This is a genomic window from Aureibaculum sp. 2308TA14-22 (assembly GCF_040538665.1).
Lineage (GTDB): Bacteria > Bacteroidota > Bacteroidia > Flavobacteriales > Flavobacteriaceae > Aureibaculum.
The window spans coordinates 1,101,013-1,114,436 of record NZ_JBEWXT010000001.1 but is presented as its reverse complement, the minus strand read 5'-3'; the positions used below and the strand labels follow the sequence as shown (position 1 = coordinate 1,114,436).

Below are 13,424 nucleotides of genomic sequence, written 5' to 3'. Positions count from 1 at the left end.
AATGATTATTTTTTTATTTTAGTAGTATCAATAACACCATATTGGATTTCTAATTTTTTTCGCCCCCAGGCTCTAGCTGCTTTAATATCTTTACCCATGTAGATATCTATTTTTTTTCGCCAACGGTAGTGCATTTTATCTTTAACAAGATAGATACCATTCAATCCCTCAATTTTTACGGGTGTATTGTGCTTTAGCCCCATTCTGAGTAAATCTCTAGAAACAGCAATATATGGCATCCCAGGTTTTAGACTATCGCCCCATGCGGTTAATTGTGGGCTTCCGTCTGTTTGAGCTCTTGTTGAATTATAAGCCGTAGCAGTAACTTTAATTGTTTTCCAAGTATAAGGATCTTCTATTTTGTCCTTACAGGAAATTAATAAAAAAAGAACTATTAAGATGTAGCTGTTTTTTTGCATGAAAGTCTTGTTCATCATTAGCTATGATGAATGAAAATTACAAAAAATTATCTGAATGAGCGAAATACGCTATTTTAGAAATGATTAAACTAATACCATTATGATGTGAAAGCTTCTGTAAATTTTATACCTAAAGCCTTTTGAATGGCATGGATTTGCTGAACCTCGCTTGGCAAAATCAAGGCTATGGAAACACCTTTTTTTCCTGCTCTGGCAGTTCTTCCACTCCTATGTGTATAATATTCCAATTGTTCTGGTAATTGATGGTGTATTACAAAAGTTAAATCGCTTACATCAATACCACGAGCCGATACATCGGTTGAAACAAGCACTTGCAGACTTTCATTTTTAAAGGCCCGCATTACCTTATCACGATCTCTTTGTTGCATATCGCCTTCTAAAGCTCCTACTGAGAAACCTTCATCCTTAAGTATACGGGTAAGGTTTTGTGTACCAGCTTTTGTCCTACAAAAAATAATCCCTCTCTCCTCAGGTTTACTTTCTAAAAACCGAATTAAAATATCTGTTTTTTTCTTGATATTGGTTATTAGATATTGATGGTCAATATTTGCATTCACTAAATTATTCTCGTTTACGGCTATGCGTATTGCCTTGGGCGACATATATTTTTTTATAATCTTTTGGATTTCATCTGGCATAGTTGCGGAAAACAACCATGTATTTCGCTTACCGCTTGTGTGTTGTAGTATGGTATTTAAATCATTCTTAAAACCCATACTCAACATCTCATCAGCCTCGTCTAATACCAAGGTTTTAATATTTTTTAAATCAATCTCGCCTCTTTCAATAAAATCTATCAATCTACCTGGAGTAGCAACCACAATATGTGTAGTACGTTGAACTCTTTTTAATTGAATATCTATCTTTTCACCACCATAAATACCTTCAGCAAATAGTTTAGCTGAATTGTATTTGGTGAATTTGAACAACTGCTTTTGTATCTGCTGAACCAGTTCTCTTGTTGGAGCCAAAATTAAGGCTTGAATATCATTCTTAGCAGCGTCAATAGAATGCAAAATGGGTAAACCGTAAGCAGCGGTTTTACCTGTACCTGTTTGTGCCAATCCGATAAAATCTGTTTGAGAGTTTAAAAGAGCAGGTATTGCTTTTTCTTGAATTTCAGTAGGGGTAATTATCCCTAACTCTTTCAAGGATTTTACATATGTAGATTGAATACTTAAATCAGAAAAGGTTAACATATATCTATATGATTTTCTGCAAAAGTACGCTTAATAATATTACTGATAAACAATTTATCCGCCCTTATTGGCTCGTTTTAATTGTTTCTTAATTTTACTAATAGCAGACTCAATTGACTTTTCTGGCTCAATGACATTGTAAGCTCCCCAAAATTCAGGATCTGAAAAACCAGAGGCTGCATCACTAATAACAACTGATTTTTTTAGTTTTTCTCTATTTTTCAGTTTCTCATTGTCAATATTGAATTTCCAATCTGTTACCGCCATTTCGCTAGTTAGTGAATAGGTTCTACTGAACAATTTACGTTTGCGTTTCACTTTAAAAGTCAGCTGAACATTACCATAACCATAATACCATTTACCATCTTTTTCACGATAATCAACTCGGTATGCGGCATTTGTAGGATAAACCTTAATATCTCTTGGTTTTTTTCGTACAAAAAGATTACTTGTTAATTCCTGATTTTCCACATTTAAGTTGTAGATAGCACTTTTTAAGGCTAACGTGTTTGAATCAATATATAGTTTGCCATAATATAACGGTTCAACTACCGTATTTTTTTGCCTAAACTTTACAACATAAACTGGTTTACCGTCAATGGTTGTTGACTGTGCAAAACTGAATCGGTAAGAGCCAATCATATCAGTATTAAATATATACTCAGGGTATTTCATTAAATCTATATACAAGGGATTATATGGCCCTCCCTGTAATTTTAGAGCTATTGTATCTAACCTACTGTAATCCGTACTCTTTCTAGCTTTAAACAGTTCAATATTATCCTGTCTTGAAGAAGTGTAAGGTTGTTTATAAACATTTACAATAGCTTCTGCTAAGGATGCATTTTTACGTCCTTTTTTAATAGTTTCTCTGTAAAAAGCTGTCATTAATACATGCTTATTTACATTATTTTCGGCCTTTTTTTTCAGTGTCGCTTTAACTAATGCTTTTGCATCACTCGGAAGCACTAAGTTTACTTCGCTTAGTTCAATCATTGAATTGGTCAACTCAATTTTATTATTTTCCTTATTCAATTGACTTACCGGAATCTCTTTGGTGTCATAACCTAAATATGATATAGTTACAACAGCATTGCCAATACCTTTGGGAACTTTTAAGAGAAACTCACCATCTGAATTAGTAATTGTACTAATATTGGTTTCATTTACCGTTAATGAGGCAAAGACCAATGCATTGCCCGATTCGCTATCAACCACAGTACCACTGTATTCAACATATTCATTCTCTTGATTTGTTTGATCTTGTAACATAGAGAATCCAAACGCAGTGCTTGTTGACAACGTAATACATACAACAAAAAATAGTATCTTTTTTATATAAGGGAAATTAGTAAAGCTATTCATATCTGAAAATATTGAAATTACGGTAACTAATTTAGTGAAAAAAATGGAATAAATGACTATTAACTAAATATTTAACTAAAAATTTGATTTCTATTTAAATTATATTCAGCATTTTCTGAGTAGCTTTAATCGCAGATACTGTTTGGTCAGAATCCAAGCCTCTGGTTTTAAATGATTTGTCATCAATTTGCCAACTAATAACCGTTTCACAAAGTGCATCAGAACTAGATCCTGGAGGGATTCTAACGGCGTAATCGGTCAATTTGGGTAATACGAGCCCTTTATTTTTATAGACCTTTTTTAACGCGTTCATAAAAGCATCAAATTGACCATCACCTTGGGCATGCTCTTCAATTAATTTACCCTCAATCTTTACAGCAACCGTTGTTGAGGGTTTCAACCCCTTAGAATGCGTTAACACATAAGATTCTATAGTAATGCGTTCTTCATAAATATTACTATCCAATACATCGGAAATGATATACGGCAAATCTTCTTTGGTAACCACTTCCTTTTTATCGCCTAACTCTATTATTCGTTGGGTTACTTTTAAAACATCTTCATCATTTAATTGTAAGCCTAACTCTTGTAAATTCTTTTGAATATTCGCTTTTCCCGAAGTTTTCCCTAAGGCATATTTACGCTTTCTTCCAAATCTCTCAGGTAATAAATCATTAAAGTAAAGATTCTTTTTACTATCTCCATCTGCATGTATTCCAGCTGTTTGGGTAAATACATTATCTCCAAGTACAGGTTTGTTGACAGGGATTCTAAACCCCGAAAAGGTCTCTACCAATTTACTAACTTTAAATAATGCTTTTTCATTTACCGAAGTTTTAATTTCGGGTAAAAAATCATTAATAACGGCAACAACACTAGCTAAAGGAGCATTTCCTGCACGCTCTCCCATTCCATTAATCGTAAGATGTAATCCATTAACCCCTGCTTTTACTGCTTCTAATGCATTGGAAACTCCCAAATCATAATCATTATGAGCATGGAAATCAATATGCATTTTGGGATACTTAGTTCTGATAGCCGATAAAAAAGCAAAACTTTCTTCTGGAGATAAAACACCCAAAGTGTCTGGTAGCAATACTCTTTCAATGGACTGTGTTTCTAAAAAATCTAAAAATTGAAATACGTATTCCTGCGAATTACGCATTCCATTACTCCAATCTTCTAAATACACATTGGTTTTAATACCTGCTTTTTCAGCTAGTTCAATTACTTTTTGGATTTCTGTAAAATGCTGTTCGGGTGTTTTTTTAAGCTGGTATTTTAAATGATTTACAGAACCTTTTGTCAATAAATTTTGGACTTTTGCCCCAGTATCTTTCATCCATTTAATAGACAAACCATTATCCACAAAAGACAACACTTCCACTTTATCTAGATACCCTTTTTCGGCAGCCCAATTGGTAATACTTCTTACAGCATTAAATTCACCTTCTGAAACCCTAGTTGAGGCAATCTCGATGCGGTCAACCTTTAATTCTTCTAATAACAATTGAGCAATGGTCAATTTTTCCGAAGCGGAAAAAGAAACACCATTCGTTTGTTCACCATCTCGCAAGGTGGTGTCCATTATTTCAATTTTATGTTTGCTCATTTATTTGTTATAAAAAGACCTCCCTTAGTCCCTCCGAAGGAGGGAGAATTACTCTCAATTTTTTAATAATTTACACAAAGAATCAACTTTCTAATTTCGAATGAAATACACTCCTAAAAAGGACGGGATTTCACAAACTCTTGTATTTCGCCTTTCATATTTTGCAAGTAATCAATATCATCAAAACCATTTAACATATTCTGCTTTTTATAAGAATTGATCTCAAAGGACTCCGACTTACCTGTACTCATCAATGTTACAGTCTGATTGGGTAAATCAACTTTTATCTCTGTATTGGGATTATCATAAATAGCTTCAAAAATTTCTTGCAAAAATTCTTCGCTTACTTGTACTGGCAAAACACCAATATTTAAGCAATTTCCTTTAAAAATATCTGCAAAGAAACTAGAGATTACACAACGGAATCCAAAGTCATAAACCGCCCAAGCAGCATGTTCTCGTGAAGATCCAGATCCAAAATTTCTTCCACCAATCAAGATTTTACCGCTGTATTTTGGATCATTTAATGGAAAATCCATTTTCGGACTATTGTCCGCACTGTAACGCCAATCTCTAAAAAGATTATCACCAAAACCTTTACGCTCAGTAGCTTTTAAAAACCGTGCGGGAATTATTTGGTCGGTATCCACGTTTTCTATCGGTAGCGGATATGCTGATGTTTGTAGTATATTGAATTTATCGTATGCCATTTGTCAATTTATTCTTTATTTAATTATTAGATTAGCTCATCAACTCACGTGGATCGGTTACTTTACCTGTTACTGCTGCTGCTGCTGCAACTAACGGACTAGCCAAAAGGGTTCTAGAACCTGGGCCTTGACGCCCTTCAAAATTTCTGTTAGAAGTACTTACCGCATATTTTCCAGCAGGGACTTTATCATCATTCATAGCCAAACAAGCAGAACAACCGGGTTCTCGTAAATCGAATCCCGATTCGGTTAAAATATCTAAAATACCTTCTTCACGAATTTGTGCTTCTACCTTATGCGAGCCTGGAACAAGCCATGCCGTAACATTATCCGCTTTCTTTTTTCCTTTTACAATAGATGCAAATGCTCTGAAATCTTCTATCCTACCATTGGTACAGCTTCCCACAAATACAAAATCAATGTCTTTTCCAATCATAGAATCGCCTTGATCGTAGTTCATATATTTCAAGGATTTTTCATAAGTAGCTTTACCGTCTTTTACTTCATCAGATGAAGGTATATGGTTGGAAATACCCATACCCATTCCTGGATTGGTACCGTAGGTAATCATTGGTTCAATATCAGCAGCATTAAAGGTATATTCTTTATCAAAAGTAGCGTCATCATCGGTTTTTAAGGTTTTCCAATATTCCATGGCTTTATCCCAATCTGCTCCTTTTGGTGTAAATTTTCTCCCTTTTATATACTCAAACGTTTTTTGGTCTGGGGCTATCATTCCTCCTCTTGCTCCCATTTCAATACTTAAATTACAAACGGTCATCCTACCTTCCATAGACATTTCTTCAAAGACATTCCCAGCATATTCCACAAAATAACCTGTAGCTCCTGAAGTAGATAACTGCGAAATGATATACAACGCCACATCTTTTGGGGTAACGGCTTTATTCAATTTACCTTCCACATTAATCCTCATTTTTTTAGGTTTGGGCTGCATAATACATTGTGTAGAAAGTACCATTTCCACTTCCGACGTACCAATACCAAAGGCAATAGCTCCAAAAGCACCGTGGGTGGAAGTATGGGAATCTCCGCAAACTATGGTTGCTCCCGGTAGGGTAATTCCGTTTTCTGGCCCAACTACGTGTACAATTCCGTTGTTTTCATGACCCAATCCCCAATGGATAATACCGTGTTCTTTAGAGTTTTCTTCCAAGGCTTTTAACTGATTTGCCGATAACGGATCTTCAACTGGTAAATGTTGATTTATAGTTGGCGTATTATGGTCAGCAGTAGCAAAAGTCCGCTGAGGCTCCATAACTTTAATACCTCTATTTTTTAATCCTAGAAAAGCAACAGGACTTGTTACTTCATGAATTAAATGCCTATCAATAAAAAACACATCAGGACCACCTTCAATTTTACGCACTACGTGGGCATCCCAAACTTTGTCAAATAAAGTACTATTCATAATCTAGCTTGATTTTTTAAAATGACTGCGAATATAAAATTTTGTAAAATAACGGTCAATTATTTTTGGACGGGATTACGATGTTCAACGATGTTTTCTATTTGTTGTTTTTTAGTTTGTTATTAAGTAATTCAACGTTAACATAATCACAAATATCTATTTTTCCCTCGGCGGTGTAATCATAATATGTGCTCCAGCAGTGCCAGGAAACATTAACCAAGGATGCCCTGGAGCATTAGGTTTTAAAGATAAGCCTGTAGTTTCTTGGGTGGCAAATGGTGTATAGACCACATACCTGTAATGCGTATTTACATTTGTACCACTTTCAGGATCAAATCCGCCATTTTCACCCTGTAAAATATGCAAAGTAGAAGGGTTTTTAGGCATTTGTAACTTACCATCCTTTGCTTCTTTTTCGCGGATGGATCGTACATCTCCAAATTCTTTCCCTTCGGCTTTTAAGGCTCTGCCCCTTGCCATAAATGGTTCCATACCCTTGTGATACGCCACTACTTGAAATCCATCTTTATTCGGATCATCTGCAATACAGATCATATTATTGGTGCCTTCGCGTAAAGTCGTAAACTTCCCATCGCCATCATAACCATAAACTTTTGCTCCATCTCTTGTTTCAGCAGGTGCCGCCAATACCGCGGAAGCAATCTGTTGTTCTGCCGTTAGTTTTTGATTGGGGGTTTCAACTTCGATTCTAGCTTCTGCATCTTCCATTTTTTCCTCCTTGACATCTTCTTTAGCTTTGGTTTTATCACAAGAAATAAAAACAACTGTTGATAAAATAACGAGTAAAATAATTTTGGAAAGTTTCATATTGATTGGATTTTGATTCAAATATAAATAATTATCCCTACTTTTATCGCTTAAACCAAACTTAAATTTATAGCCATGCGAACCGTTTTATTTTTTACCGCACTCTTAGTTTTGACTTCTTGCAACATGAACAAAAAAGCCGATAACACTAATACCGCAAAAGACTCGACAGATACCGAAATTGTTGAAACGGAAATAAAAGACACATTAGCTTATGCAAAACAAATCCACAAACGTGTTATCACTTTAGATACACATGCGGATATAAATGTTGCCAACTTTACCAAAGAAAAAAATTATACACAACGGCTAGAAAGTCAGGTAAACTTACCTAAAATGGAAGAAGGTGGATTAGATGTTGCTTGGTTTATCGTTTATACCGGTCAAGGAGATTTAAACAAGGCTGGATACAAAAAGGCCTACGCCAATGCAATGGCAAAGTTTGAAGCTATTCATAGATTGACAGAAGAAATTGCACCAGATCAGATTGGACTAGCATTAACTTCTGATGACGTTAGAAAATTAAATGCTGAAGGTAAAAAAATTGCCATGATTGGTGTTGAGAATGGGTATCCTATTGGAATGGATATTAGCAATGTTAAGAAATTTTATGATTTAGGAGCCAGATATATGTCTTTAGCTCATAATGGACATAGTCAATTAGCAGATTCAAATACTGGCGAAAAGGATAATAAATGGTTGCATAATGGTTTAAGTGAATTAGGTAAAGAAGTTATAGCAGAAATGAACAAATTCGGTATAATGATTGACTTATCGCACCCTTCAATTGAAGCCAATAAACAAGCAATTGCTTTGTCAAAAGCACCAGTAATTGCATCTCACTCATCTGCAAGAACCGTAAGCGAACATAGCAGAAATTTAAATGATGAAGTGTTAAAACTGATTAAAGAAAAGAATGGTGTTGTGCAAACGGTAGCCTTGGCTACTTACGTGCATGGTGACAAACAGAATAAAAGAAGTGAGTTTGAACGAAGCGTATATGAAAAAGTATTTGATTCTTTAGGTATAAAATGGCTAGACAGAGGTACGGCAAGAAAATTAGCTGGATCAGAAAGAGATGCTTATTATGCCGCTTATATGAAGGCAAGACCTATTGTAAATGGTAAAATGAAAACCATGAGCAATGCTCCTGGGGCTGTTGATGTTTCTGATTTTGTAGATCACATTGATTATATGGTTGATTTAATTGGTATTGACCATGTAGGAATAAGCTCTGATTTTGATGGTGGCGGAGGTATTGAAGGTTGGTCAGACGCTTCAGAAACATTTAATGTTACACTTGAATTGGTAAAGCGTGGATATACTGAAAACCAGATAAGTAAATTGTGGAGTGGTAATTTATTGCGTGTGCTTGACGATGTACAAAAAGTTGCCAAAGAAATTCAAGCAAAAAGCTAATCATTTTTAACGAACAAATCCATAATTTCATCCTCAATTCGTTTGGGTTTTTGCGTTTTAACATCGATTAAGGCCCAAGTGGTTTTACATTTTACTAACAGTTCATCATCACGATAAATACGGAACATACGGTTTGATCTTGCACCTTTTGCATCTTCTATCCATGTGTAAACTATAATTGCATCATTAACAAACGCCTGTTGCACATAATCGATTTCATGTCGTAGTACAAACCACATTACATTTTCTCTCATTTTTTCCGAAGATAGTTTTTCCCAGTGCATACCGGCCACTTGCTGAGTCCATTTTAGGTAGGTTACATTATTTACATGACCCAGCCCGTCAATATCTTCTAAAGTAACTTTAAAAGAATGTTGAAAGGATACTTTATCTGATGGGATTTTATCATTCATTGACATTAAAATTTTCTTTAGTTTTGCAAGCTAATTAAAACCCATAAATTACACCTTAAAATGAGCAAATACTTTAATTGGTTTTACGATATTTTAATACAGAATAATGTTACGGATGAGGTTGCCATATATATAAACCTATTGGTAAACTCAATTATTATAATTGTACTGTTGTTAGTAATCGATTATGCTTTCAAAAAGATTATAGTAAAAGCATTCCAAACTTTTACCATTAAAAGCAAAACTACCTATGATGATTTCTTGGTCAAAGGTAACTTCCCTAAATACGTAGCTCATATTGTTCCATTTATTATTTTAAGAAAAGTAATTCCCCTTGTCCTAGCTGACTTTGAATTGTGGAAAACTTACTTAATTAAAATTACAGATGTATATCTTATTATTTTAGTGGTTTGGATTTTCAGAAGCATAATAAAAACTACAAAAAACTATTTAAAACAAAAAGAGCATTTCAAGGATAAACCTTTAGATAGTTATACTCAGGTTATTATAATATTTTTATGGTTTATTGGTGCCATTTTTATTTTTTCTGAAATTACGGGTCAAAGCATCGTAAAATTCTTAGCTACTTTTGGTGCAGCTTCCGCTATACTATTATTAATTTTTAGAGATACTATTTTAGGTTTTGTAGCTAGTATTCAAGTATCTATAAATGATATGGTGCGTATTGGCGATTGGATAAGTATGGAAAAATATGGTGCAGACGGTGATGTAGTTGAAATCAATTTAGCAACTGTAAAAGTAAAAAACTGGGATTTAACCATTACCACCATCCCTACCTATGCTTTAATTTCCGATTCATTTAAAAACTGGAGAGGGATGCAGGAAAGTGGTGGGAGAAGAATTAAAAGAGCTTTTATTATTAAAACTAATAGTATAAAGTTTTTATCTCCCTCTGATTTAAAAAAGTTTTCAAAAATTCAAATTTTGACGGATTATATCGCTCACCGACAAAAAGATATTGACGAGTACAATACGGAACATAATTTTGATAAATCTTTAATTATTAACGGGCGTAACCAGACCAATTTAGGTTTGTTTAGAAAATATTGCGATTTGTATTTAAGTGAAAATCCCGCTATTAATGAGGATATGATGATTATGACCCGCCATTTAGAACCTACCGCTAAAGGAATTCCGTTAGAAATCTATACGTTTTCTAGGGATAAACGCTGGATTAATTATGAGCATATTATGGCAGATATTTTTGAACATCTGGTTGCTGCTGTGCCCCATTTCGATTTGCAATTATACCAAGAACCTAGCTCTGAAGACATTCAGGGGTTAAGTAGTTTAAAGAAGTAAAGGTTCTTATGAAATGTAACCGATATAGGCTGGCTACTAAGCAGATTTACTGTGTCTTCTTGGCCTACCTTTATCATCTAAATTTGCCATAACTATACTATCAATTGTTAAAATGGTCTCTTGAGTTCTTATATTTCTGACTTCGCAAGCCATAACAATTGACGCCATTCTATATTTTACTACTTCAATTCCAATTTCAATAATATCGCCTTGTCTGGCAGAACTTTGAAAATCTATTTGAGAGATGCTCTTGGTTACTATTCTATTATTATTCAATTCAATTATGGCACAGAGAGCTGCTTCCTCATCTATCCAAGATAGTAGCGTACCTCCAAACAATGTTCCGTTTGGATTAAGATCTTCGGGTTTTACCCATTTTCTGGTATGAAATTGCATATATTAAAATAAGGTTTTTGGTGGTAAATTTAGCTTAGGTATAGTCAAATCTGTACCTAATGAGGTGTTTAGTTTCTCTATAAAATGTGCTGATAATAATGGGGATGCCAGCTCTAAATTTTGATGTACAAAAAAATGGATTTTGTTTAATCCAAGACCGACCCATTCATTAAGTCGCACTACCCAATCGTCCAAACGATCATAATCACTCTCATGGTTTGCTCCTACATATCTGATAAAAGCCTCATTATTCGTTAAACGCATGTGCATCAAATCTCTTCTCCCGGCGGTATCTACCAATACATTGGCGATGTTGTTTTCATCTAATAATTGATACAATTCATTGGCAACATTAGCGTCGTTATACCAATCTGTATGTCTAAATTCAATAGCCAATGGAATACTTTTTGGCCAATTTTCAGCAAATTCCACCACCCTATCCATATCTTTGGGGGCAAAATTACTATGCATTTGTAAAAAAACCGTTCCGAGCTTTTCTTTTAAATTAGATGCCGCATACACATAATTTTTAATGGATTCTTCTACTTCGTTCAATCGTTTCCAGTGACTAATTTCTTGGTTTAATTTTGGAAAGAATTTAAAATCTGATGGCGTTTTTTCGTACCATTTTTCAAATTGCTCGGGCGGAAAAAATCGATAAAAAGTAGCATTCAGCTCAATACTATTGAACTGTGATGCGTAATAAACCAGCTCATCTTTTGTTCCTCTAGGATAGAACCCTTTTAAATCTTGTCTATTCCATTTGGCACATCCCACATAAACTTCCAAAGGATTATTATCTTTAGTACGTTTTAGTATTTCCTTGGTTTTGGGATGATCCTCAGGTATCGTAAAATCAATAAGTTCAGGATGCTCTACTTTTCCAAATTTCATTACTGTTGATTTATTATAAACGTTATAAACAATCCGATAATAATACAAATGGCAAAACTCATCAACGTACCGATAAGCACATACTCTGTTTGCTTTCTTGCCCCTTTGGTATCACTAAAGCGTAAAATGGACTTCGCTCCTATCAAAAAACCAATGGCAGCAAAATTATTAATTAAAATAAAGGTTAATACTAAAATTCGTTCAAAAATACCAATATAGCGTCCCGCTTTTTTTAAACTGTGCTGCTCTCCCTCCTTGGCTATTTCCTGTTGCCAACGTTCAGTAGCTTTGCCAATAATAAAACCTACCGGAAAAATAACGGTTATATACCCAATTACAATAGCCAACGCTGTTGTAGATGAAAAAAATCCTGCTATTTCTGGCAATACTGCTGAAAACCCATCTATAAGGTACAACCATGCCATAACAATGACAATCAGATGTAACAGCTGGTCTATGATAAAATACTTTAGATTGTCCTTTTTTTGATGCAATTTCCATAAGTCTATAAAAAAATGTGTGATGGTAATGACTATCGGAATTACAAATGCATCCCAATCCTGTAAAAAAATGTAGGTTAATACCCCTGCCAACAAACTATGCACGTACAAATACCACGACTTGCCCTTATAATTACGTTTATGTTTGACCATCTTCGTATTTTGGAATACAAAATCGGTAAGCACATGAGCCAGTAGTAATTGTAACATGATTAGGATGTTATTGCCCATTTTTAGTTAGATTTTACATAATTGCTAATCGCTTTTCCATAACGCTTTAACAATAAAGCCACAGCATCCCAATTTGCTGCTTTTTTGCGATGGTTAACTGCAGATTGATTGATACCTAATATCTCTGCAACTTCTGTCTCTTTCTTCCCTTTTAACAAGTAGTAAGCTACCTCGGCGGAAGCCACGCTCCACTTGCTGGTTACACTATCCAACAAGGCAAAATGTACATTAAATTCGTCATTTAGATTTTCGTCTGCGGTTGTTAACAATAAACGTGGATAATCGCCTTTCATCGTGTCCAGTGTCCTGCCCGAAAATTGAAAAGCCTCGCCATTCGATTCTAAAATAGAATCGCGTTTTAAATTGATATTACCAATACCAATAGCAATTCTAAAATCGGTCAATCCATTTGTTTTCTTATCCTTTGCAGGAATTTTATTTACTGCTGTTTTAATAATAAGCACCAATTCAAGAGCCAGTGATGAATCTAGCACAACACCCTGAAAACTATCGCCCCTGAATATTTTAAAATCCGTATTGTATTCGTTTCTAAAGTATTCAAATTCGGTATTTACAACCGTAAGAATAGTATCTAGTTCTTGTGATGTATAGCTAGTAGAGTCAATTAAATCTCCTGTTATTACTGTTTGCATACCACAAATATA

General features: G+C 34.5%; 14 protein-coding genes. 2 read left to right on the top strand and 12 right to left on the bottom strand.

Annotation, left to right across the window (positions count from 1 at the left end; genetic code table 11):
- Positions 1-5 precede the first annotated feature (5 nt).
- From U5A88_RS04985 to U5A88_RS04955, 7 genes are all read right to left on the bottom strand, one after another.
- The gene (locus U5A88_RS04985) at positions 6-419 is read right to left on the bottom strand and encodes a 3D domain-containing protein (protein WP_354204308.1); all 414 of its coding nucleotides are present in this window, start codon (positions 417-419) and stop codon (positions 6-8) included.
- A gap of 98 nt (positions 420-517) precedes the next feature.
- On the bottom strand, positions 518-1,639 hold the full coding sequence (locus tag U5A88_RS04980; protein WP_354204306.1) for a DEAD/DEAH box helicase: 1,122 nt from the start codon (positions 1,637-1,639) through the stop codon (positions 518-520).
- A 54-nt stretch (positions 1,640-1,693) separates the two neighbouring features.
- A complete protein-coding gene (locus tag U5A88_RS04975; RefSeq protein WP_354204304.1) occupies positions 1,694-3,004 on the bottom strand; it encodes a carboxypeptidase-like regulatory domain-containing protein in 1,311 nt (436 codons plus the stop codon).
- A 94-nt stretch (positions 3,005-3,098) separates the two neighbouring features.
- A complete protein-coding gene (locus U5A88_RS04970) occupies positions 3,099-4,616 on the bottom strand; it encodes an alpha-isopropylmalate synthase regulatory domain-containing protein (RefSeq protein ID WP_354204303.1) in 1,518 nt (505 codons plus the stop codon).
- 113 nt (positions 4,617-4,729) lie between these two features.
- Positions 4,730-5,326 carry a 3-isopropylmalate dehydratase small subunit gene (gene leuD, locus U5A88_RS04965; protein ID WP_354204301.1) on the bottom strand — a complete coding sequence of 199 codons (597 nt, stop codon included), beginning with the start codon at positions 5,324-5,326 and terminating at the stop codon, positions 4,730-4,732.
- Positions 5,327-5,357: 31 nt separating this feature from the next.
- A complete protein-coding gene (gene leuC, locus U5A88_RS04960; RefSeq protein WP_354204299.1) occupies positions 5,358-6,755 on the bottom strand; it encodes a 3-isopropylmalate dehydratase large subunit in 1,398 nt (465 codons plus the stop codon).
- 156 nt (positions 6,756-6,911) lie between these two features.
- Positions 6,912-7,583, bottom strand: coding sequence for a hypothetical protein (locus tag U5A88_RS04955; protein ID WP_354204298.1), 672 nt, complete (start codon positions 7,581-7,583; stop codon positions 6,912-6,914).
- Between the two features lie 126 nt (positions 7,584-7,709).
- On the opposite strand from U5A88_RS04955, the gene U5A88_RS04950 reads away from it, so the two are divergent.
- The gene (locus tag U5A88_RS04950) at positions 7,710-9,002 is read left to right on the top strand and encodes a dipeptidase (RefSeq protein ID WP_354204296.1); all 1,293 of its coding nucleotides are present in this window, start codon (positions 7,710-7,712) and stop codon (positions 9,000-9,002) included.
- Here U5A88_RS04950 and U5A88_RS04945 read toward each other — a convergent pair.
- Positions 8,999-9,415, bottom strand: coding sequence for an acyl-CoA thioesterase (locus U5A88_RS04945; protein ID WP_354204294.1), 417 nt, complete (start codon positions 9,413-9,415; stop codon positions 8,999-9,001). The genes U5A88_RS04950 and U5A88_RS04945 overlap by 4 nt on opposite strands.
- Before the next feature lie 60 nt (positions 9,416-9,475).
- On the opposite strand from U5A88_RS04945, the gene U5A88_RS04940 reads away from it, so the two are divergent.
- The gene (locus tag U5A88_RS04940) at positions 9,476-10,738 is read left to right on the top strand and encodes a mechanosensitive ion channel family protein (protein ID WP_354204293.1); all 1,263 of its coding nucleotides are present in this window, start codon (positions 9,476-9,478) and stop codon (positions 10,736-10,738) included.
- A gap of 36 nt (positions 10,739-10,774) precedes the next feature.
- On the opposite strand, the gene U5A88_RS04935 is transcribed toward U5A88_RS04940, so the two are convergent.
- Genes U5A88_RS04935 through U5A88_RS04920 form a run of 4 tightly spaced genes read right to left on the bottom strand, consistent with a single transcriptional unit; the run spans position 10,775 to position 13,412 of the window.
- Positions 10,775-11,134, bottom strand: a complete 360-nt coding sequence (locus U5A88_RS04935) for an acyl-CoA thioesterase (RefSeq protein ID WP_354204291.1) — start codon at positions 11,132-11,134, stop codon at positions 10,775-10,777.
- Positions 11,135-11,137: 3 nt separating this feature from the next.
- A complete protein-coding gene (locus U5A88_RS04930; protein WP_354204289.1) occupies positions 11,138-12,028 on the bottom strand; it encodes a DUF72 domain-containing protein in 891 nt (296 codons plus the stop codon).
- Complete coding sequence (locus U5A88_RS04925; protein ID WP_354204288.1) at positions 12,028-12,738, bottom strand: DUF3307 domain-containing protein; 711 nt, start codon at positions 12,736-12,738, stop codon at positions 12,028-12,030. Before U5A88_RS04925 ends, U5A88_RS04930 begins: the two co-directional genes overlap by 1 nt.
- 23 nt (positions 12,739-12,761) lie before the next feature.
- Complete coding sequence (locus U5A88_RS04920) at positions 12,762-13,412, bottom strand: SatD family protein (protein ID WP_354204286.1); 651 nt, start codon at positions 13,410-13,412, stop codon at positions 12,762-12,764.
- Positions 13,413-13,424 lie beyond the last annotated feature (12 nt).